Source organism: Candidatus Eisenbacteria bacterium, assembly GCA_016930695.1.
Taxonomy (GTDB): Bacteria; Orphanbacterota; Orphanbacteria; order Orphanbacterales; family Orphanbacteraceae; genus JAFGGD01.
Window position 1 is genome coordinate 1 of sequence record JAFGGD010000047.1, and the last position, 21,562, is coordinate 21,562.

Genomic DNA, 21,562 nt, shown 5'->3' on the forward strand with positions numbered 1-21,562 from the left:
AAGGGTTTGGCTGTTCGCCAATTAAAGCGGTACGCGAGCTGGGTTTAGAACGTCGTGAGACAGTTCGGTCCCTATCCGTCGTGGGCGCAGGACATTTGAGGGGAGCTGACTCTAGTACGAGAGGACCGGGTTGGACGAACCTCTAGTGCACCAGTTGTCGTGCCAACGGCATGGCTGGGTAGCTATGTTCGGAAGGGATAAGCGCTGAAAGCATCTAAGCGCGAAGCCCACCCCAAGATAAGATGTCCCGTACTTCGGTACCTAAAGGCCCCTTGTAGACTACGAGGTTGATAGGCCAGAGGTGTAAGCGGTGCAAGCCGTTCAGCCGACTGGTACTAATAGGCCGTGAGGCTTGATCCTTGATTTTTCGGATCGTCTCCTTCCGGAAGAAGGCGCCTTACCAAAATCGCGTTCGATTATCAAACAGATAAATAATTCTCGGTGGCGATAGCGGAGGAGTCACACCCGTTTCCATTCCGAACACGGTCGTTAAGACCTCCTGCGCCGATGGTACTACTTGGGCGACCTTGTGGGAGAGTAGGACGTCGCCGGGGATTATATTTGAAGGGCCCGTTGTCGAAAGGCGACGGGCTCCTTCTTTTTCCCCGCGATTCGGGAACGCGTTCTACTGCGGAATCGGGTCGCGGGCTGCGAAGCCGCTTTTCCGTCGCACCCGTCCTCATCGTAGCTCAGGCTACGATTCCGGCCGGGTGCTCGTCCAAAGCGGCTTCTCGCCTCCCATCCCGATTCCTCGAGACGAACGCGTCCCCGAACCGCGGGAAAGCATGGCCGAGAGCGCACGTGTCAGGACCTCGTGACGGCTCCACCTCGAAACCGCGGGAAAGCATGGCCGAGGGTAGTGTCCAGAATCTTTCGCACTTTCTTCCGGTGGTTCCTCGGATCCGATCCTTCTTCATCGAGAGCGCTGTTTAGCTCGCGGCCGTTGCCTTGTTCTCTTCGCGCTCTGTCCAAGGTGCGGATCATCAGGACAAGGAAAGGGGAGGGACCTCATGGAGCCCTCCCCTTCGTGTGAAAGTACGGATATGTCCGCGCTACCTTACGAGAACCAGTTTGCGCGTGTCGGCGCCGCCGTCGGAACGGAGAAGGCAGAAGTAGACGCCGCTCGCCACGGACTCTCCCGCCCCGTTCGTTCCGTCCCAGAACACGCTGTGTTCTCCGGACGCGCGGTGTCCGCTCAGGAGGGTTCGAACGAGCTTGCCGGACACGGAGTACACGTCCAACCGCACATGCCCCGGATCGGCGAGGGAGAAGAGGACGTTGGTTCTGGGGTTGAACGGGTTCGGCGAAACCGCGGTGATCCACGCCTTTCGCGCCGCCTCGGGCGGCCCGCCGGGCGCGATATCGGTCGTCCCCTCGATGAAGATGCCGGCGACCCATTCCGGGTGATCGATGAAGGGATTGCGGTTCCCCTGGTACGAATACACCACGTCGTTGCGGGATCGCTCCTTGTCGTCCACGGGGTCGTCCTCGTGCCATTGGAGCAGGATGTCCAATAGCCCCATGTAGGCGACCGATTCGTTGTTTCCCGTCGAGGAAGCGAGGATCGAATCGACGTCGTTGGTCAGGATCAGATCGGGCTCGCCGGAATCGCCCTCGTACCGCACGTCCATGTAGAACATCGCCCGCGCCACGTCGCCGCGCCGCCCTTCCCAGGTTTCCCAGATACCGACGGGCGAGGTGTTCCTGCTGTAGTTCGCCCCGCTCTCGCCGTTGTAGTCGTCCACGGTGTAGGTTTGGCACAATGTCGAACAGGCGTCGAAGATGCGGTTGCCGCGGGTTTCGTTGTATCCGATATAACAGTCGAACAGATGGTGGCAGTCCGTGTATGGCTTGTTGGTGGAGCCGTCGTCCGGAAAGCCGTAGCTGTTGGGCCAGACGTGCTCCCGGTTGTAGTAGGAGTTGCCTCCCCCGTACTTCAGATAGCTCCGGTTTCTGTAGAGATCCAGCACGTGGGTGGAATCCAGCGGGTCCTCGTCGGCCGCGTCCAGCACGTCCCAGGTGTCCGTGGACGAGGAGGTGTAGGGGATCTTGGTGTGGCCGTCGATGACGGCGTGCACGGTGGCGCGCAGGCTCTCCGGAGTGGATGTCACCACGGTATCGTAATAACCGGGCGGAGGATCGGCCGTCGCCTCTCCCGAGTAGACGAGCAAGAAGAGAAGGGACAGAATGGCTGAATGACGTAAAACGCGAGAAAAAATGGACGATATCAACAAGGAAACACCCCCGGATTTTTGGAAATGAACCCCCCGACTCGCGCCGGAACGGATGAGTGAAATACCGGCTTTAGGGGGACTGGACATCGGCTTCTCCTGATTATACCACTTTTAATGGTTCGTTTCCGCCCCCGAACGCCCCGGCCGGAACTCATGGGTGCGGTGCTCCCGGTTGTTGGAAAAGGAGACGGGGTGATCCTGTTCTATTCAGTGCGGTTTCTTGCTAGGCAGGGGGATCGTCGGGCAGGAGAACTCGTTGGTCGACCGCGGGCGCGCAAGGAGATAGGTGATGGGTCCGGAGGTACCCGAGAGCAACGAGTGCGAGGGCAGCGGGGATGAGGTGCCAGAGCCGGATGAGCGGTAGTGCATGACGTTCCATCGCCCAGAAGAGGAGTCCCAAGCCGAGGATGATCAGGCCGGACAGGGGACTCGCCCACTTGCGCCGGGTGGGCGCAGCGTTCATCAACCCGACGCAGCCGACGGCGGCGATCATGAGTAAATAGAAATCGATGGAGTAACGATAACGGCTGTGGGCGTTATAGAGGACCGACACGGCGCACTGAGACAGGATGAGCAGGTACAACACGGAGGACTTACGGAAACAGCGGATGGAGGCTCCCAGCCCGATCAGGAAGAAGGGAAACAGCAGGCGGAAAGGAACCTGATAGATGTCCCGCTGCAAAGGCCACCAGTAGGCGAGGATCTTATTTTTCAGAGCAACCGGGAACCGGTTTGGGTTTGCGATCAGCGCATCCAAAGCGTCACGGTAGAACCACCGGTCCATCTCCAACTCGGAGAGTCCGTCCGGGTTCTCTTTCATAATCTCCCATGCGGCGGGGATTCCCTTTGCGGCACCGGCAGCGTGATTCCCCCCCCAGAAATTAAGTCCGCCAGATGTTACGAAAGGAACGAACGATCCGTGAACGATGTAGTTACGAGTCCACCACGGAAGCATGATCAGGATCCAGCCTCCCAGAATCCATGCCGCCGGGATCAGCGCCCTTCTGTCGTTTTTAGCTCGGAGGACGACGATCCATCCCACGACCAACGGCAGGGCCAGCACGGCCGCGGGACGGCACAGGACCGCAAGTCCATAAAATATCCCGCCCATAAAGGCACGCCGTGAGACGCCCTTCCAACCATGCTTCAACGCCGCCGTGATCACGAAATAGTTCGCCAGTAGGAAAAGAAAGCAGAAGAGCGATTCGGTGTAGAGCTGACTCTCCCAATACATCGACACCCAATACGCTGTCCCCAATGCGCCCGCCCATCTGGCTACGGCTTCGTTGAAGAGCGACTTCGCCGCGGCGAACAAGATCACGATGGACAACACACCGAATAAATGTTGAGCGATCACTACGGCTGATGGATGATCACCGAATATTTTGAAGATGACTCCCGCGAAAAACGGGTACAGCGGAGGGCGAAACGAAGCGAGAACCAGATCCGGCGCGCCGTTGTCTACATACACCAGCCCTTTCCCATGAGCGAAATTCAGTGCCAACGCGTAGTAGGAATGGCTGTCGGCGCCCTGTAGTGGAAGTACCCCCCCCCCCCCAAGAAAAACGCCGCTCTGGCGAAGATCGCGAGGAGAATCAGAGACGCCAAGAAACGAGCATCGGATTTTTGCATGGGTGACATGTTTCGTCTTGGTGACGCCTATATACTCGCAAGCTCGACAAGGAGAGGGAAATCGAAGCTGTAGCTTTCCCTCGAATTGACCATCACATCAAGCTTACCAAAGACGGATGTTATGAACAACCCAATCCCGTGAACCGTTCAACCATTGATGGGATTCGTGTCCGAATCGATCCGGCTCCGGGCGGCTCGTCCCCGTTCACCGTACCGGGCTTCTCCGCCGGTGTTCAGTGATCCTTTCCCATGCCCCGGAACGGTGGAAATCGCTCCGCTATTTTTCCCGAAGCCTGTTTTGAATCATGTTGTCCAGGCTCTCGAGGAAACGGGATCGGTCTTTCTTGCAGAGGACCGGGGGGCCTCCCGTGACGGCGCCGATTTCCCGAAGGTGGGAGAGGAGTTCCCGGCTCGCGAGGGCTTCGCCTATGGAGTCCTCCGTGAACGGGTGTCCCCGTATGCCGAGAACTCCCGCCCCCTTCTTGATGCACCGCGCCGCGAGCGGGATATCGCCCGTGATGACGATGTCCGTATCGGTGACGTGCTCGGCGATCCAATCATCCGCCGCATCCAAACCATCGTCGACGAGGACCAGTTCGATCGAATCGCCTCCCGGAAAGCGCATCCGGGAGTTCGCCACCAGGACCACTTTGAGGCCGTAGCGCTTCGCCACCCGGTACGTTTCCTGTTTCATGGGGCAGCCGTCGGCGTCGATGTAGATGTCCGGCATAGGGATCCCTCGCGCGGATCGGAATGGAACGCGGATCGTGGAGCCATCCCCCTCGGCGCCGTAGAGAGCATCGCGTTCGGGGAGCCGCCGGATCAAGGAGAATCCGCGCTCGGGCCCCGCCGTCCGATCCCTGGCGGTTCGAGGCGCGGAATCCCCTCGGGCGGCGCGTCCGTCATTCAGGCGCCCGCCGTCCCCATCCGTTTTAAGGCTTTTTTCCGTTCGTTTTCGCTCAGAATGGATTTGCGAAGCCGGATGTGATGGGGGGTCACCTCGACGTACTCGTCGGGGCTGAGATACTCGAGGGATTCTTCGAGGCTCATCTTCACCGCCGGGGCGATCCGCATCTTCCGGTCCGCTCCGGCCGCGCGGAGGTTCGTCAGCTGCTTGGCCTTCTGGGCGTTGACGACGAGATCTCCCTCCTTGGCGCGCTCCCCGATGATCTGCCCCGCGTAGAGTCGGTCGCCCGGTTCGACGAAAAAGCGGCCGCGGTCCTGCAGGGCGTCCAGAGCGAAAGCCACCGCCGTTCCCTCGGCCATGCTGATGATGCTGCCGTTCACCCTCTGCGGCAGCCCTCCCTTGAAGAACTCGTACTGGAAAAACCGGTGGTGCATGTCGATCTCGCCGCCCGTGACCCGCATCATTTTGCTCCGAAAGCCGATGAGACCGCGGCTGGGGATCCGGAACTCCAGGCGGCAGTGGGTCTCTCCCTGCTCCATCTTCACGAGTTCGCCCTTGCGCGAGGCGGCGTATTCGATGATCGCGCCCGCGTGCTCGTTCGGCACGCCCACGGCCAGTGTTTCCACCGGCTCCGCCTTGCGACCGCCGATCTCCTTGTAAATGACGCGCGGCTGGCCGACCAGGAACTCGAAACCCTGGCGGCGCATGTTCTCCATGAGAATCGACAGGTGCAGGATGCCGCGGCCGCTGACCTTGAACGTGTCGGGGCTCGTCGTGTCCTCCACGCGCAGGGCCACGTCCCGATCCTGCTCGCGAAGGAGGCGTTCGCGCAGTTGGCGGCTGGTGACGAACCGGCCGTCCTGCCCGAAGAAGGGGCTGTTGTTGACCATGAAATTCATCGTCAGGGTGGGCTCGTCCACGGCGATCAGGGGGAGGGGCTCGGGGTGCTCCCGATCGGCCAGTGTGTCGCCGATGTCCACCCCCTCCAAGCCGACGACGGCGCAGATATCCCCGCAGACGACCTCGTCGACGTCCCGCCTGCCGAGGTTGTCGAACAGGAAGAGCTGTTTCACGATGTCGTTGACGCAGCTGCCGTCCCTCTTGATCAGGACGACCCGATCGTCCGCGCGGAGGGTGCCCCGCAGAACGCGGCCGATGCCGATCCGCCCCACGTAGTCGTTGTGGTCCACCGCGGCGATGAGCATCTGCACCGGCCCTTCCTGGACGCGGGGAGGTGGAACGTGTTCGACGATCATGTCCAGAAGCGGGCCCAAGTCCCGCCGTTCTTCATTCAGTTCGCCCACCGCCCAGCCGTCGCGGCCGGCGGCGTACACACCCCGGAAATCGAGCTGCTCGTCGGTGGCCTCCAGTTCGATGAAGAGATTGAAGATCTCGTCCAAGACCTCATGGGGGCGCGACTGGGGACGATCCACCTTGTTGATGACGACCACCGGTTTCAGGTTGAGTTGCAGGGCTTTCTGTAGGACGAAACGCGTTTGCGGCATGGGACCTTCGAAGGCGTCCACCAAAAGCAGGACCCCGTCGGCCATTTTGAGAACGCGCTCCACCTCGCCCCCGAAATCGGCGTGCCCCGGGGTGTCGATCAGATTGATACGCACCCCTTTATGGATGATCGAGAAATTCTTGGCGGTGATGGTGATCCCCCGCTCCCGCTCCAGATCGCCGGAGTCCAGAAAACGTTCCCGAACCTCCTGTCCGGTGCGGAACACGTGGCACTGCCGGAGGATCTGGTCCACCAGGGTCGTCTTCCCATGATCCACATGGGCGATGATCGCCACGTTCCGAATCTCCATGAATCCCTTCTCCTGCGAAAACCGATTCCGAAAGACGAGCGAGTATAGCAGTAAGGAACGGGCGACACCGCGACGAAAAGCCGAGACGTTTCCGGCGCCGCGTTTCTCCGCGGGCCGCACGGTTGCCGGGCGCCCTCCCCCCGTGGAACATAATCCGGTCCCGGGGGGGATGCCGGCCTCCCTCCGCTTTCCCCCATTCGTCTTCTGGAGATGGAGAGGGGGGGGTGGTACATTTCGGGTGCGGGGGCGATCCGGACTTCGTTCCGGCGGAATGCGCCGTCGTGACCTCGGAAAGGCCGGAGGAAGAGAATATGGTCGCGCCGTGGGAAAAATCGATTGGTGAGGCGGCCCGCCTCCGATGGGCGAAGGAGATCCTGAAAGGGTCTTCTCTCGCCACGGAGTTCCCCGACGTCGATTGCGGCATTCCACGGATGGTCGAAGTCCGGGCTGGGGGCGCCGCCGGCGCCGCGGAAGAACTCGCCCCGATCCGCTCCCCTCTTCGCGTCACCCTGGGCGGGGGGGAGAGGATACTGCCCAACCGGGACGAAGACCGGGGCGCGTTGCCGGCTCGCCTGACGGAGGCGATCGAGGCGCTCCGCGGGGAGGGCGACGTCGATCCCGCCGAACAGGCGCTCGTCCGGGAGATCGCCGGCTCCGATCGGGGGGGGCGGTTCTACCCGAATCTGTCCGGCGTTCTTCGGAGCGAGAATGTCTACCCGATTTCCTATATGAAACCGGAGGAGGGGATCGCCTACGTCCGGCTCGGCTTGGGCGTGGGAAACCGCGCCTCCATGGACGCGCTCCGCTTCTCCCCGGCCCACCCGGATCTGATGCCCGATTTCTCCACTCCCGAGGACATTTTGAGGAACTCGCAGAGGAAGTTCGCCGCCGTCGACCTCTCCGGCGGCGTGGAGGCTGCGGCGCCCGGAGGATCCGCCCGGTTCGATCTGGAGGCGGCCTATCGGGACGGCGCCCTCGCCCCGGTGGGGGGGATCTACTCCCGGGAGAACCGCATGGTCTACCCCGGCGTCCACCGGGAGGGGATCCGCCTGGTCACTTTCGCCCCCATGCTCCGGGGGGGCGCATTCCCGCTCGCCAAGCTGATGCGAGCCCTCCTGGATCTTTTCGGGGCCGCCGCCCCGGAGCCTCTCGCGATCGAGTTCGCGGTGGATCTGCGCGACCCGCGAAAGGGGGAGAGGCACCGATTCATCGTCGAGGGGATCGGTCCTTTGGACGAAGACGCCGGCGGGGGGACGACCGAAACGATCGAGGGGGACGCCGCGGCCGCGGATGTCCTCTGCTCCTCCACCGCCACGCTGGGGCACGGTCTTTTCACGGGCCTCCGGGATATCCTCTGCGTCTGTCCCGACCGTTTCGACGTCTCCCGCTCCCACGAGATCGCTTGCGAGGTGGGGGAGCGCAACGACCGCCTCGCCCGGGAAGAGCGCCCCTACGTGCTCATCGGTTCCGGCCGCTGGGGGACCACCGATCGCTGGCTCGGGATCCCCGTCTCCTGGGAGCAGGTCTCCCGCGCCCGAGTCCAGGTCGAGGCGGGCCTCGAGGATTTCAACGTCGAGTCCTCGCGGGGCACGCACTTCTTCCGTGAACTCACCTTCCACGGGATCGGCGCGATGCACATCAGCCTTCGCAAGCCGGGGGACCGCATCGATTGGGATTGGTTGCAAAGCGCCTCCACCGAGTGGGAGGGCGCTTTCGTCCGGCACATCACACTCGCCGAACCGCTCCGCGTCCGCATCGACGGGCGGGCCGGCCGGGGGATCATCCGGCGGCCCTCCGCTGGCTGAGGCTCTTCGGCGGGATCGGTCTTTCTCCCTGACGATCGGTCGTCCCGCAACGGTTCGGCCATCATCACGCCGGATGTAGTTGCACGTAATCTGTTGATATTACGTTGGTTGCCCGCAAGGATCCTCCGTGCTCTCCGCGGGCGGTTTTCGGGGGAAAAGGATGCATGGATCGGATGGCCGGGAGAACACGCCCCTCGTTTTCTTTTGCCGGAATAAGACCGCCGAGGCTTGCCGTCTCCCATCGGCGGCATTATACTGATGGGCGAGCGAGGGCGGTTGACGTTCGGGGCGGATTTCGCGTTCCGGCGGATCGCCTTTCTTTTTTGCCCCCCGGTTGATACCCCGGCACGGTATCCGGCATGTACGAACTATTGAATTCCGTAGGAAAGGGAATACCGATGGCTGCCAAGGGATCATTCAACGCGTTCGAAATGGCTCGAGCCCAGTTCGACAAAACCGCGGACATGATCGGTCTCGACCGGGCGACGCGCGACCTTCTTCGCTCGCCTCTGCGTGAATATCACTTCCTGATTCCGATCCGGATGGATGACGGGACGCCCCAGGTCTTTCAGGGTTTTCGTTGTCAACACAACGACGCCCGGGGTCCCTGCAAGGGCGGCATTCGCTTCCACCCGCAGGAAACGATCGACACCGTTCGCGCCCTGTCGATGTGGATGACCTGGAAGTGCGCGGTCGCCGACATTCCGTTGGGCGGCGGCAAGGGCGGTGTGATCTGCGACCCCCACAACCTGAGCGCCCGCGAACAAGAACAGATCTGCCGCGGCTGGGTGCGCCAGATCGCCCGTAACGTGGGGCCCGTCTCGGACGTGCCCGCGCCCGATGTGATGACGACCAAGCAACACATGCTCTGGATGCTCGACGAGTACGAGCGCATCAACGGGGGACATTACCCGGGCCTCATCACCGGAAAGCCGGTCGGTATGGGTGGTTCGCTCGGACGGAAGGAGGCCACCGGCTACGGCGTGGTCTACACGCTCCGGGAAGCGCTCAAGCAGCTCGATGTCCGGCCGGCGGACACGACGGCGAGCATGCAGGGCTTCGGCAACGTGTCGCAGTTCGCGGCCAGGCTCTACCAGCAGATCGGCGGAACGGTGAAGTGCGTTTCCTGCTGGGATCAGGAGGATCAGGTTTCCTATAGCTTCCGGAAAGAAGACGGGATCGACCTCGACCAACTGCTGTCCATCACCGACCGCTTCGGCGGAATCGACAAAGGGAAGGCGCGCGATCTCGGATACGAGGTGCTTGACGCGGACGCCTGGCTGACCCAGGACGTGGATATCCTGTTCCCCTGCGCCCTCGAGAATCAGATCACCGCGGAAAACGTGGGTTCCATCAGCAAGCGCGTCAAGGTTATCGCCGAAGGAGCCAACGGCCCGACCACTCCGGAGGCGGACGCGGTGATTCAGAAACGCGGGATTTTCCTCATCCCCGATTTCCTGGCCAACGCCGGCGGCGTCACATGCAGCTATTTCGAGCAGGTCCAGAGCAACATGAACTACTATTGGGCCGAGGACGACGTCCTCGCCCGTCTGGATCACAAGATGACGAGCGCCTTCCTGGCGGTCAGCGAAGTGGCGACGAAGCAGAATCTCTACATGCGGGACGCCGCCTACGTTTTGGCGGTGAACCGCGTAGCGCAGGCTTGCCGCGACCGCGGCTGGATCTAAAGGGGCCGCGGAAGCCCGAGCGCCGGCGCTCTCTCCCCGGTTTCCCGGGAACCGGGGAGAGGCGCATCCGGGGGGACAACGGGAAGCATGAAGGGAGGAGGTCATGGGCGGGAAAGGCCGCGGCGACCTGCCCGAATTCGAGCGCCGCTTTTTCGACGGAGAGGAGACTTTTACGCGAATCGGTGAGGGCGAGATCGGAGGGAAAGCCTCCGGGCTTCGCCTGATCCGCGAGAAGATCCTGTCCGCCGTCGACCCGGCGGAGTTTCCCCGTTTCGAAATCAACGTACCGACCCTGACCGTTCTGACCACCGATCTGTACGATTCCTTTTTCGAACGAAACCGGCTCGACCTGAAGGAGCTGATCGAGCTGCCCGACGACCGCATCGCGCACCGGTTGCAGAATGCGGACCTCCCCGCCGAGTTCGTCGGTGATTTGTGGGCCGTCGTGGAACGGGTGCACACGCCTTTGGCCGTGCGCTCTTCCAGCCTGTTGGAAGACGCGCTCCGGCACCCGCTTGCGGGCGTGTACGCGACGAAGATGACCCCGAACAACCAGACGGACGTGGAGACCCGTTTCCGGCGCCTTGTCGAAGCGGTGAAATACGTGTACGCCTCGACCCTGTTCCGTCAGGCGCGCAGTTATCTCCGTTCGATCGATCGTTCTCCCCGGGACGAGAAGATGGCCGTGATCGTGCAGGAAGTCGTCGGCCATCGCCGGGAAGATCGCTTCTATCCCCATCTTTCCGGGGTCGCTCGCTCCTACTCCTACTACGCCACGGGGCACGCCCGGCCCGAGGACGGCGTGGTCAATCTCGCCCTCGGCCTGGGCAAGCAGATCGTGGACGGGGGTCTCTCCTGGACCTATTCTCCCGCCTACCCGAAGGCGCCGGCCCCTTTTAACGGTATCGGAGACCTGCTACGGAACACGCAAACCGGATACTGGGCCGTGCACATGGGGAAACCGCCCCTGCCCGATCCGATCCGCGAGACGGAGTATCTGGTCCAGGGGGACCTCGCGTCGGCGGAGAGGGAGGGCGTGCTGGAGAGTCTCGTTTCCACATACGACGCGCGTTCGGATCGCCTGCGTCCCGGGACGGGAACGTCCGGCCCGCGGGTGCTCGACTTCGCCCCTCTTCTCTCTTCGGACGCCTATCCCCTGAATGACCTGATCCGCCGCCTCCTGGCCGTCGCCGAAGAGGTCGTGAAGGATCCGGTGGAGATCGAGTTCGCCGTGACCCTTCCCGGGGACGATCGATCCCGCGCCCGGTTCGGTTTCCTGCAGGTGCGGCCGATGATGGTGAGCCGGGGCGGTGTCGATCTGGCGCCGGAAGATCTGGATGGGCCGAATGTGTTGCTGGCTTCGGAGCTGTCCCTGGGAAACGGGATGCGTGAGGACATTCGCGATGTGGTCTACGTGAAGCCGGAGGTTTTCGAAGCGCGGAACACGCCGGTCATCGCCCGGGAACTCGAGGGGATCAACCAGGCGCTGATCGAGGAAGAGAAGCCCTACCTGCTCGTCGGATTCGGGCGATGGGGCTCCTCCGAGCCTTGGCTCGGCACGCCGGTCGAGTGGGGACAAATTTCCGGCGCGCGCGCCATCGTCGAGGCTTCGCTGCCCGAGATGAATCCCGATCTCAGCCAGGGATCGCATTTCTTCCACAACCTGATCGGTTTTCAAGTGCTTTACCTGTCGGTGCCGCATCACGGTCGATATGGGGTAGACTGGAAGTGGCTCGATCGCCAGGAGACGATCCGGGAAACGGATTTTGTCAGGCACGTCCGAACCGTCCGGCCTCTCCGGATCATCGTGGACGGTCGTCAAGCCAGGGGGGTGGTGAAGTACGATGGATAAACCGATCAGGCCCCATCACCGGCTGTTGGACGATCTTCAGGAACGGGCCAAAGAGCTGAACTGTCTTTACGAGGTCGAGAGTCATCTCGGCCGGTCCGACGCCCCTCGGGACGTGGTGCTCCAGGCGGTGGTCGAGTCGCTGCCGCCCGGTTTTCAGCACCCCGAGGTTTGCAGAGCCCTGCTTGTCTGCGAAGACACCGAATATTATTCCGAACCGTTCCATCCGACCCCCTGGGTCTTGTCGGCGCCGTTGGAGATCCAGGGGGAGCGGCTCGGCCGTCTCTCCATCTACTACACGGAGGAGATGCCGCCGGAGGACGTGGGCCCCTTTCTCGCCGAAGAGGAACGGTTGGTCGACACGGTGGCCAACAGGCTGAGCCACTACCTGCTGTTTCAGAAGCTCAGGAACCTGGAACACGACATCACCGAAGCCCGGCAGGCCGGAACGTACGACCCCAAAGAGGATTGGCGCGCGCCGATCCACCTGTTGCGCGAGTCGGACCGAAGCGCCTATCTCCGCGTCGCCCGGCGTCTGATCAACCATTTGACTCGCATCGGGGTCGAGGAGGCGCGGACGCTCCTGTCCGGCGGCGCCTTGACGGGCGGCGGCGATGCGGACGCGGTCGAGGGGGAGAGCAATGTGCCCAGCCGCCGCTGGGAACCGGACATCCGCATCCTCCTCGGCGACCAGCCTTTCGAGTTGGCCGCCCGCCACCTGAGCGGCGCCGAAATCCTCTCCCGCGTGCAGCGGTGGATGGTGGAGGACAAGGCCGGCTATTTCATCAAGCTCCTGAACAGCCAGCGCACCTCCCTTCCCGAACTGGCGGACGCCATCCGGCGTTTCCACCTGCTGATCTCCGACGGCGCCGGGCTCCCCTCCTCGACGCTCAAGAGCCTGCGCGTCTCTCTGACGCAACGCCTGTTGACCGAGCAACTCGACTTCGTCCGCACGGCGAAGGATTTCGTCGAGATCTCCGATTTCGTCGATCTGATTCAACGCCTGATCATGCCCCCGGAGAGCCACGGCAAGCTGGGAGGGAAGGGGGCGGGGCTTCTTCTGGCCCACAAGGTGTTACAGCGCACCCAATCGAAGGATTGCCCCATCGGGCAGGTGAAGATCCCCAAGACCTGGTACATCGCGTCCGACGGTCTTTTGGATTTCGTGGGGCACAATGATCTCCAGGACGTGATCGAGCAGAAGTTCAAGGAGATCGACGATGTGCGGAACGAGTATCCGAGCATCATCCGCCTGTTCAAGAGTTCCTCCTTCACGCCTCGCGTGATCAGCGGGTTGTCGCAGGCGCTCGACGATTTCGGCGAAACCCCGCTCATCGTGCGCAGTTCCAGCCTGCTCGAGGACCGGCTCGGGACCGCCTTTTCCGGCAAGTACAAGAGTCTCTTTTTGGCGAACCAGGGAACGAAAGAAGAGCGGCTCGCCGCCCTGATGGACGCCATCGCCGAGGTGTACGCGTCGACATTCGGGCCCGATCCGATCGAGTACAGGCGCGAGCACGGCCTGCTCGAATTCAACGAAGAAATGGGCATCCTCGTTCAGGAGGTGGTCGGATCGAGGCTCGGGCGTTACTACCTTCCCGCCTTCGCGGGAGTCGCATTCAGCAACAACGAGTTCCGTTGGTCGCCTCGCATCAAGAGGGAGGACGGGCTGGTGCGGATCGTCGCCGGGCTGGGGACGCGGGCGGTGGATCGAGTCGCCGACGACTATCCGGTTCTGGCGGTCCCGGGAAAACCCAACCTGAGGGCGAATGTCGCCATCAACGAGATCATTCACTACGCGCCCCGCAAAGTGGATCTGATCAACCTGGAAACGAGGACCTGGGAGACGGTGGACATCGCCTCGCTCCTGAAGGAGTACGGGCGCTCCTATCCGGCGATGGATCTCGTCTTTTCCGTCGTGCGGGACGACATGCTGCAGAAAGTGGTGGGGGTGCTGTTCGATCCGGAGAAGGACGAACTGGCCGCCACTTTCCAGGAGCTGTTTACCGGGACCCCCTTTCTGAAGCATATGCGGAACATCATGAGCCTGCTTCAAAAACATCTCGGCACGCCCGTGGACGTGGAGTTCGCGCACGACGGCCGCGATTTCTACCTGCTTCAGTGTCGGCCTCAGAGCTACGCCGGAGACTCGGCGCCCGCGCCGATTCCGAAGGATATCCCGGAGCTGGACGTGTTCTTCACGGCTTCGCGTTATGTCTCGAACGGATTCGTGCCGGACGTCACGCACCTGGTTTACGTGGATCCCGAGGGTTACGGCAGACTGGAAACGAAACAGGAGCTTCTCTCCGTGGGACGCGTCATCGGCCGCCTGAACAAGGTGCTTCCGAAAAGGCAGTTTATCCTGATGGGGCCCGGCCGTTGGGGGAGTCGCGGAGATCTGAAACTAGGCGTCAGCGTCACATACGCCGACATCAACAACACGGCGATGCTCGTGGAGATCGCTCGCCGCAAGGGGAGCTATGTGCCGGATCTCTCCTTCGGCACCCACTTCTTCCAGGATCTGGTGGAATCCCGTATCCGTTATCTCCCGCTCTATCCCGATGACCCCGGCGTCATCTTCAACGATACCTTCCTCCGAAAATCCCCGAACCTGCTCGCGGAGCTTGTTCCCGAGCACGCCGCCCTCGCCGATACCGTTCGCGTGATCGACGTGCCCGCCGCGGCGGAAGGGCGCATACTCCGCGTTCTCCAAAACGCCGAACTGGACGAGGCGGTCGCCTTTCTCGTTCCGCCCGCCGAGGGGCCCCGGGGAAAGCTGGAGAGCGGAACGGGCTCCGACACTCCGCGGAAACCGGTTCAATACTGGCAGTGGCGGATGAAGATGGCCGAACGGATCGCCGAGGAAATGGACGGAGAAAGGTTCGGCGTGAAGGCGATGTACGTGTTCGGAAGCACGAAAAACGCGACCGCCGGTCCGGGGAGCGATATCGACCTCCTGATCCATTTCCACGGCGGAGAGGGGCGGCGCTTGGAGCTTCTTTCCTGGTTGGAGGGGTGGAGCCTCTGTCTCGCGGAGATGAATTATCTGCGGACGGGCTATCGAAGCGAGGGTCTCCTCGACGCGCATCTCGTCACCGACGAGGACATCGCCGCCCGAACCAGCTATGCGGTCAAAATCGGCGCCGTGACCGATTCGGCTCGGGAGTTGCCGATGGGGAAGCGATCGAGTCGTGACGCATAGAAGGAGGCGGGCGTGAGACGAGAATCCGCCGCGAAGTGTCTGTTCACTTCGGACCTTCACGGCCGTACGGGTCGTTATGCCCTTCTCCTCGGCGCGATCGAGAAGGAACAACCGGACGCCGTTTTTATCGGCGGCGATCTTCTCAGCCCCATCACGGCCGGTGATCGATTTCTCGAGGAACATCTCTTCGCCGGACTGCGGCGTCTCCGGCGCGGGGCCGGCCGCCCCTTTCGCTTTTTCGTGATTCTGGGAAACGACGATCCCCGCGCGTTCGAGGAAACGTTGGTCGGCGCCGAAGAAAACGGCCTCTTGGAGTACGTCCACGATCGGACCGTCCCCTTCGGGGGTCTTTTCGTGACGGGGTACTCCTGCGTGCCGCCGACCCCGTTCCCGAGCAAGGATTGGGAAAAGTACGACGTTTCCCGGCACGTCGATCCCGGCTGCGTGTCGCCGGAGGAGGGTTATCGGTCCGTTCCCGTGGATCCCCGCCGCGCCCGCTTCGAAACGATCGCCGCCGATCTGAATGGTCTGGTCGGAAACGCGCCGCCGGACCGGACGATCTTTCTCTTTCACGCGCCCCCCTACGGTTCCTCGCTGGATCGCGCCGCTTTGGACGGGCGCATGGTCGACCACGCTCCCGTGGATGTGCACGTCGGGAGCGTGGCGATGGCGCGCTTCATCGAGGAGCGCCAGCCTCTCGCCACGCTCCACGGCCATGTGCACGAGGCGCCGAGGCTCACCGGCCGTTGGCGGGAGAGGATCGGCCGCACATGGGCGTTCTCCGGATGCCACGACGGACCGGGATTGGCTCTCGTCCGGTTCGACGCGGGCGATCCCGGCGCGGCGACACGAGAGATCCTGGGGGAGTAGAGCGGGCGGAGTCGCGGCGCCGCCGCGAAAAAAAGCGAAACGGCGGAGCGGTAGGGCCGCTCCGCCGTCGTCCACCGGTCATCCGCCGGATGCCGGGATGGTTTTTCGATTTCTACCGGAGTCTTTCGTTCTTCCTCATCTCACCAGAACCAGTTTGCGGGCGATCGCCCTCCCTCCGTGTTCGATGCGAGCGAAGTAAACCCCGCTGGCGACGGCGCGGCCCGTGTCGTCGAGACCCTTCCAGACCAGCCGGTGGCGGCCGGCGGGGAGGACTTTGTCCGCCAGCTTGGCCACGCGCCGTCCGCGAATATCGTGGATGGTCAGCGACACGTGTCCGTTGTGCGGCACTTCGAACGCGATCGTCGTCGACGGGTTGAACGGGTTGGGCATCGCCGGCGCCATCACGAGGCGCGCCGGCGGAGCGGCTCCGTCGTTCGGCACGGAGGTCGCGGGCCGCGGCCAGAATCCGACACCGTCCACCCAGAGAGTGAAACCATTGTCCCAGGTGTCGGCGTGGATCTCCAGGGCGCGGATGTCCGATAGATCCGCCGTGCCGACCTGCGTGAGGATCCACGTCTCGTCGCCGGAAAGAGGGATCACGAACTGCGCCCACTGATCCTCGGCCGCGCCGAGCAGGTTGTCCTCCGGGTTGAACTCCAGATAGCCGTCCTCGCCGATCAGACGGATCAGGGGGTTCGGCCCTTGGAAACCGTAGGGGCTCGGATTGTCGGCGTAGCACCACAACCGCAGTTCCGTCGCCTCGCTCAGATCCCAGCTCGCGAGGTGGTCGCCGGGGTAGCGCAGATAGGTGTCGCCCCCGCCGTCGGTCTCCATGCGGATCGATCCCTCGCCGACGTGCTTCAAGGTGAGATCGTCGAAGGCGGCGGCGGTCGCCCCTTCGGCCCAGGCGGTCCAGCTCTCCGCGTTCTCTTCGGCCATGTCCTCGGGCCAGAGATGCTCGACGGTCCCGCCGAGCATCAGCCGGCGCTCGAAGGTGGCGACGCCCGTCTGTCCCTGCCAGTAGGCGACGTTCACCTCGGCGATGTCCAGCCAGCAGTAGTCCTCGTAGCCGTCCTTCTCCACGTGAATCAGCAGCAGGCCGTTGGTGCCGACGACCGCCACGTAACCGAAGGGGTTGTCGTGGAGCTCATCCCCGGTGAGCGCCGGCGGAACGAGGGAGTCGCTGATCTCCACGTTGGGCAAGGTCCAATAACCCTCGGCGTCGGTCACGCCCTGGGCCTTGACCTGGTCGGTGATGACCTTCCCCTGGCCGGGCCGCTCCGCCATCTGGTACACGGTTACCGTCGCGCCCGCCAGGGGCAGATCGTCCGTGCCGACCAGGTAGAGGCGAACGGATTCCGGCAGCGAGTAGAGGTACTGCCCATAGTAACCGTGGGCGCAATTCTGCCAGTGCGTCATGGCGAGCGCGCTGTGGTCCGAATAGAAGGGAGAGCAGTTCATCATCATGCCGTCGACGGTGACGTATTCCTCGCCGCTCACCTGGTTCTCCCCGCTCCCGAGGTTGAACTGGTAGAGGTCGATCAGACCGAGCTGGTGGCTCATCTCGTGGATCAGCCCCCGATCCAGGTCCGTGGCCGGGTCGTAATAGCCCGACAGACGGAGGCTCCCCTCGTTCGCGTAAAAGCGGAAGGGGAAGATCGCGAAGGGGATGCGATCGATGCCCGGATCGTACTCGGGGTCGTCGAGCACCGCCAGAACGTCGTAGTGGACGCGCTTGGGAGAATCCTTCTCGGCGAACATCTCGTTCATTCGCGCCGCGTGCCGGTTCAGCCAGTCGAGGAAGTCGTCGGTCTCGGCCTCGGGATAGCCCGCGGTCTCCTCGCGGAACTGCTCGATCCGTGTTTGATCGACATAGGAAAGGAACGGGACGCTGCGCGTCCAGGCGGTCAGCGTGTCGTTCTCGGGCCGCGCGTCGGCGCTTTCCAGTGCGACGGCGATCTCGTGGTTCGTCGTGTCGGCCGTAAGCGGGAGAACGAGTTGGATGGTGTCGCCGGGTGCCATGGCGACGGCGCGCACGTCGGTCTGCGCGGGGGAGCCGTCGTTCGTCCAGAAGGCGGTCAGCGTGCCGTTGAAGTCGTTGGTGCCGCGGTTGCGGATCGTCGCCGTGAACTCGATCGGGTCTCCCGGATCGGGCCAGCGCTGCGTTTCGGGCGTCTGCCCGCCGCCCAGTCCGGTCGCCGCCGTGAAGGCGTAAGGTCCGAAACCGCTCGGCTCGGTGATCTCGTAGTCCGTGTAGCCGACGTCGTAGCGCGGGAAGCGCGGCGTGCGCGCCAGACAGACCACCTGCAGGTCCGTTTCGTCGCGCGGTGTGCGGGGGCCGACTCCGGTCGTCTCCAGGTCCTCGGTCCCGGAGGTGGACCGGGTCGTGACGGCGTACCAGTAGGAAACGCCGTTCACCGCCGTCTCGTCCATGTACTCGCTCTCTTCCGGGTCCGTCGCCTCGGCCAGAGGAGTCATCCCGGCGACCGAGCCGAAGGCGGTCGTGTCGCGGTAGATCCGGTAGCACGCGAATTCCTCGCCCGGATCGTCGAGAGGCTCCCACTGGATCAGGATCCTCTGGTTGAGGGCCGTCGCCCTCTGGAAATCCGGAACGGGCAGGGTGATCTCGTGCGATTGGCAGGCGAAGATCATCGGATCGTCGGGCGCGGCCCAGGCGTCGAAATAGAGGACGCCGCCGGGCCCGATGGCGAGCCAGGGGCCGCCGCAATCCGGGGAGTCGTGCAGATCGAAGGTCCCGCGCAGGACCGGCGCGACCCCCGCCGAGTCCTCGATGCAAAAGATAAGGTTGTCGGCGCCCCACTCGTCGGTGGCGCCGTTGGCGACGAACACAATGCCGTTGGAGGCGACGATGGGACCGCCGACGCCTTGTTCGTAGTGAACGCGCGCTCCCGTCGGATACGTCCACTTGACCGAGCCGTCCGACGTTTGGTAAGCGTACAGTTTACCCGTGCAGGAATCCGAGCCGGTCTGGTAGTAATAGGTCTGGCCGTCCCGGGAGAGGGCGCCGGTGGAGCGGCCGATCTCGCCCGGATCGACGGTGGGGCTGTTCCAAAGGAACTGGCCGTCCGCGTCGAGCTTGAGAAGGCGGTCCGACCGGAAGACGTAGATGTCGCCGGTGGCCGGGTCGATGGTCGGCGGCGCGTAGCCATCCTCGAAGTCGATGTACTCCCAGAGAGGATCCGATTCGGGATCCTGCGCGATGTCGTAGGCGAGGACGCCGTCCGCACCGGCGATCACGTACCGGTACGAATCCTCGGTTTGCCAGAAGGCTCCCGGGAAATGCATGGTCCCCGGCGCGATATCCTGCCACCAGACGAGTTCTCCCGTCGCCGGGTCCAGCGCCGCCACCGCGGGCCAGGCCATGCCGTCGTCGCTGTGCCCGTAGATCAGGCCGTCCGGTCCGACCTTGATGGCGTTCCGGATGCTCAGGCTTTCCCCGTCCGCGCTCCAGAGTTCTTCGCCGTAAGGATCCTCCTCGGTCGGATAGGCGCGAATCCAGTTGGCGGCGTCGATGTGGTACAGCCGGGAGCCGTCGGGGGAGAGGGCGATGCGGAAGCCGGTGCCGGAGTCGTTCTCTCCGGTCGGGACGGACCAGTCCGGAGAGTCCCCCGTCTCTCGTTCCCGGCGGTAGACTCCGTTTTGCCACCAGCCGGTGCTGCCGAACAGGTAGGGAATCTCGCTTGCCCCGACGTCGGCGAGAACCAGGCCCGAGGGCCGGTGCAGATCGCCTTCATCTTCGGACGGGGACGACCAGAGAACGGCGAAGGGATTGGTGGGGTCGACTTCGAAGGGACTGGAGGCGGTGTTCCAAATGTCGCCGCCCAGTCCGCTCCAGTACACATTGGGAAAGAAACCGGAAGATCCGGATGGTGTGAATCGGAGGTTGTCGAACCAGAGCGTGAAGCCGCAATCCCAGGTGTCGGCGTGGATCTCGAGCCAGGCGATGTGTTCCAGATCGCAGTCGCCGACTTCGGTGCGGGACCAAAGAGAGTCGCCCGCCAGCGGGATCGCGAAGGCGACCCATTGTCCCTCCGCTTCATTCAAGAATTCATCGGTCGCGTGCAGCTCGATGTAATCATCCTCGGTCGTGTAGAGGCGGAACCACGGCGAACCGTCCTGGAAACTCCAGTTGGAATTCTCGGCGTAGATCGAGACCGCCAGGCCTCCCGTCTCGGTCAGATCCCAGTCGGCGTCCCTGTCCACGGGGGTCCAGAGCCGGGTGTCGAAGCAGCCGTCGGTCTCGAAACGGAGGGAGGCCGAACCGGCGACCGGTTCCGGTTCGTAGTCCTCGTCGGCGACGGTCGCGGTGGCGTCGTCGGCTTCCGCGTCCCAGCGCCAGGCCGCGTACTCCGTCAGCTCATCGGCGCCGGGTAGTCCGGAACGGGGAGTGTCGAGGGTCGCCGCCCCCGCCGAAACCGCGGTCATCGCCGCGACCGCCAGGGTGAGCGAGATGGCTCGGAACTTCATGTCATGCCTCCTTGGGAAAAGGTGTTTCTCATCCGTACGCATGCATGGAGTATCCGCCCGGGCCATTACGCGGATGTTACGCGGCGCCCGTTACTCGGGCGCGCGCCGTTGTTTTGGATTCACAACCAATTGAAAAAATATGCGTTGCGGATTTGATCGTCGGGCTGAAAAAGAATGCGACCGGGAAAGTCGATCCTCGTTTTCCGTGCGTCGGCGGGTTCGCGGAAAAACGCCGCCGCGAAAAAAGCGAAACGGCGGAGCGGTAGGGCCGCTCCGCCGTTTGTTCGTAAGCAGTCGAAGAACGCGCGTTACACGGCGCCCTGGTCGAGCATCGTGTCGGCGACCTTCAGGAAGCCGGCGATGTTCGCGCCGTTCACGTAATTGCCCGGGGTGCCGAAACGCTCAGCCGTCTCCAGGGCGTTCTTGTGGATCGACTTCATGATGCCGTGCAGTTTGGCGTCCACTTCCTCGCGGGTCCAGCTGAGGCGCATGCTGTTCTGCGACATCTCGAGACCGCTGGTGGCGACGCCGCCGGCGTTGGCCGCCTTGCCGGGACCGTAGTAGACCTTGTTCTTCAGGAAGACCTCGACGCCGTCCGGCGTGGTCGGCATGTTCGCGCCCTCGGAGACGCAGAAGACGCCGTTCTTCACGAGGTTCTCGGCGTCCTTGCCGTTGATCTCGTTCTGCGTGGCCGCCGGAAGGGCCACGTCCGCCTTCACCGCCCAGAGAGGGTTGTAGCCGAGCTTGGGATCGACCGGCACGTAGGTCGCGCCCTTGAAATGGCCGACGTACTCTTTCACGCGGCCGCGGCGCACGTTCTTGAGATCCTTGAGCCAGGCGAGCTTCTCACGGTCGATGCCGGCCGGATCGTGGATCATGCCGCTCGAGTCGGAGAAGGTGACCACCTTGCCGCCCAGGTCGAGGACCTTCTCGGTGGCGTACTGGGCCACATTGCCGCTGCCGGAGATGAGGCAGGTGAGGCCGTCGAGGCTCTTGCCGTTCGCCTTCAGCATCTCCTCGGCGAAGTAAACCTGGCCGTAGCCGGTCGCCTCGGGACGGATGAGGCTGCCGCCCCA

11 protein-coding genes and 2 rRNA genes are annotated in these 21,562 nt (G+C 63.3%); 7 read left to right on the plus strand and 6 right to left on the minus strand.

Features of this window, described 5'->3' with window-relative positions:
- A 23S ribosomal RNA gene (locus tag JW958_11745) occupies nucleotides 1-360 on the plus strand; the annotation flags it as partial.
- Between the two features lie 77 nt (nucleotides 361-437).
- Nucleotides 438-554: ribosomal RNA gene (rrf, locus tag JW958_11750) — 5S ribosomal RNA — on the plus strand.
- Nucleotides 555-1,052: 498 nt separating this feature from the next.
- On the opposite strand, the gene JW958_11755 is transcribed toward rrf, so the two are convergent.
- From JW958_11755 to typA, 4 genes are all read right to left on the minus strand, one after another.
- The gene (locus JW958_11755) at nucleotides 1,053-2,111 is read right to left on the minus strand and encodes an endonuclease (GenBank protein MBN1826930.1); all 1,059 of its coding nucleotides are present in this window, start codon (nucleotides 2,109-2,111) and stop codon (nucleotides 1,053-1,055) included.
- Between the two features lie 346 nt (nucleotides 2,112-2,457).
- Entirely contained in the window at nucleotides 2,458-3,705 is a 1,248-nt protein-coding gene (locus JW958_11760) for a glycosyltransferase family 39 protein (GenBank protein ID MBN1826931.1), read from the minus strand.
- Between the two features lie 438 nt (nucleotides 3,706-4,143).
- Nucleotides 4,144-4,596: a YaiI/YqxD family protein gene (locus JW958_11765; protein MBN1826932.1), complete on the minus strand. Its 453-nt coding sequence runs from the start codon at nucleotides 4,594-4,596 to the stop codon at nucleotides 4,144-4,146.
- 176 nt (nucleotides 4,597-4,772) lie between these two features.
- Entirely contained in the window at nucleotides 4,773-6,587 is a 1,815-nt protein-coding gene (gene typA / locus JW958_11770) for a translational GTPase TypA (protein ID MBN1826933.1), read from the minus strand.
- A 311-nt stretch (nucleotides 6,588-6,898) separates the two neighbouring features.
- Between typA and JW958_11775 the strand changes: the two genes are divergently transcribed.
- The 5 genes from JW958_11775 (at nucleotide 6,899) to JW958_11795 (ending at nucleotide 15,998) form a co-directional block, all read left to right on the plus strand.
- Nucleotides 6,899-8,392, plus strand: a complete 1,494-nt coding sequence (locus JW958_11775; protein MBN1826934.1) for a hypothetical protein — start codon at nucleotides 6,899-6,901, stop codon at nucleotides 8,390-8,392.
- Between the two features lie 398 nt (nucleotides 8,393-8,790).
- A complete protein-coding gene (locus tag JW958_11780) occupies nucleotides 8,791-10,080 on the plus strand; it encodes a Glu/Leu/Phe/Val dehydrogenase (GenBank protein ID MBN1826935.1) in 1,290 nt (429 codons plus the stop codon).
- A gap of 103 nt (nucleotides 10,081-10,183) precedes the next feature.
- The gene (locus JW958_11785; protein MBN1826936.1) at nucleotides 10,184-11,932 is read left to right on the plus strand and encodes a hypothetical protein; all 1,749 of its coding nucleotides are present in this window, start codon (nucleotides 10,184-10,186) and stop codon (nucleotides 11,930-11,932) included.
- Nucleotides 11,925-15,128 carry a nucleotidyltransferase domain-containing protein gene (locus JW958_11790; GenBank protein MBN1826937.1) on the plus strand — a complete coding sequence of 1,068 codons (3,204 nt, stop codon included), beginning with the start codon at nucleotides 11,925-11,927 and terminating at the stop codon, nucleotides 15,126-15,128. Before JW958_11785 ends, JW958_11790 begins: the two co-directional genes overlap by 8 nt.
- A gap of 12 nt (nucleotides 15,129-15,140) precedes the next feature.
- Nucleotides 15,141-15,998: a metallophosphoesterase gene (locus JW958_11795; protein ID MBN1826938.1), complete on the plus strand. Its 858-nt coding sequence runs from the start codon at nucleotides 15,141-15,143 to the stop codon at nucleotides 15,996-15,998.
- 135 nt (nucleotides 15,999-16,133) lie between these two features.
- Here JW958_11795 and JW958_11800 read toward each other — a convergent pair whose 3' ends face one another.
- Entirely contained in the window at nucleotides 16,134-20,486 is a 4,353-nt protein-coding gene (locus JW958_11800; protein ID MBN1826939.1) for a PQQ-binding-like beta-propeller repeat protein, read from the minus strand.
- A 308-nt stretch (nucleotides 20,487-20,794) separates the two neighbouring features.
- Nucleotides 20,795-21,562: glutamate dehydrogenase (locus JW958_11805; GenBank protein ID MBN1826940.1), on the minus strand; the 768-nt coding region annotated here is incomplete at its 5' end.